The organism is Streptomyces sp. NTD107, from assembly GCF_059510435.1.
Genome location: NZ_JCAJZV010000040.1, coordinates 1 through 1,010 on the forward strand (window position 1 = coordinate 1; position 1,010 = coordinate 1,010).

The 1,010-nt window shown below is 65.4% G+C and carries 1 protein-coding gene; it reads right to left on the bottom strand.

The features are described from left to right. Positions 1-33 precede the first annotated feature (33 nt). A complete protein-coding gene (locus AC5WRL_RS28070; protein WP_496091493.1) occupies positions 34-948 on the bottom strand; it encodes an IS982 family transposase in 915 nt (304 codons plus the stop codon). Positions 949-1,010 lie beyond the last annotated feature (62 nt).

Below are 1,010 nucleotides of genomic sequence, written 5' to 3' on the forward strand. Positions count from 1 at the left end.
CTAGATGAATGAGTCCAAGGGGTGTTGTTGCGGTCAGTGATCGTAGGCGGTCATGGATCGTTTGACGGGTTGGCCGGTCTTGTCGTTGAACCAGATCACGGCGGTTAGCGCGAGGATGCGGAAGAGCACCCGGACGGACACCCCGGCCGGGGTCTTGCCGCCGTGTCGTTCCAGATCGAGCTGGCCCTTGAGGGTCTGGTTGATGGATTCGATGATTTGCCGGAGCGGTTTGAAAATATGCGCACTGCCCCGTTCGGGTTCGCCCTTCCGGGCTGGCCGCAGCAGGACGAGGTCACGCTCCGCAAGGTCGTGCTCGAAGGCGCGGCCGTAGTAGTTCTTGTCGCCGATGATCGTCTGGCCGGGGTGTGAGGCGGTCACGTCGGGCGCTGTGTCGAGCATGTCGCGCAGGGTTTCGCGTTCGTCGGCCTTGGCTCCGGTCAACGCGAACAGGATCGGCAGGCCGCCGGGCGTGCAGAGCAGGTGCAGGCGCAGGCCCCAGAAGTACCGGGAGTGCGACGCGCAGTAGCCGTACTGGGCCCAGCCGGCCAGGTCCGAGCGTTTCGCGGTCTCCCGGGAACAGCCGCAGCCGACCGGGGTGGAGTCGACCAGCCACACGTCATCACTCCACAGGGAAGTGTCCCGTGCCAGGATCCGGATCATGCTGGTGAGCAGGGACGACGCGGCGCGAAGCCGCTTGCCGTAGCCGGACTGCTGGGGCACGTAGGGGAACAGTCCGCGGAAGTCCCGATCGACGCGGCGCAGCCAGCGCCGCTCGGAGGTGTAACCGAGCAGCGCCGACATCACGGCCAGCGTGAGCAGTTCCGCGTCACTGAGCCTGGGAGCGATTCCGACCCTCGGCCGCCAGGGGGCCAGCCACGGCGAAGCCTTCAACTCGTCGTCGATCCGGGCATAGAGTGCTGTTGCGAGGGTGTTCAGGTCTTTCGTCACACATCGACACTGGACGCCCTCGCCCCATGTCCGCAGGCAATCCCTTGGACTCATTCATCTAG